Raw genomic sequence first — 274 nt, forward strand, 5'->3', positions numbered from 1 at the left:
GCCATAGTCCATGTCGCCAGACTGGCTGACAAACGACACGAATTCGTGCGGAGCCGCTGCCGCGATGCTGATGTGACGCAGGGCCGGAATGTCGGTACGACGACGGTTCACGGTGGCGTTCACCAGTTCCGACAGGTCTTCGTTGCCGTGACGTGCGAGATACGTACCGCCCTTGCCGCTCTTCAGCTCCCACAGGCTATCGTCAGCTTCTGAGGTCATGATGTTCGAGCTGCCGACCGTGCGGTACGAGGCACGCAGCTCTTGCGGATCGACG

Annotated in this window: 1 protein-coding gene; it reads right to left on the reverse strand. The window is 61.3% G+C overall.

Annotated elements, in window-relative coordinates:
• The coding region (locus AC1RPR_RS08800; RefSeq protein ID WP_481763570.1) for a hypothetical protein at nt 1-274 on the reverse strand (274 nt) is incomplete at both ends.

Source organism: Dellaglioa sp. CoH-57-MRSF-22 (assembly GCF_056781895.1).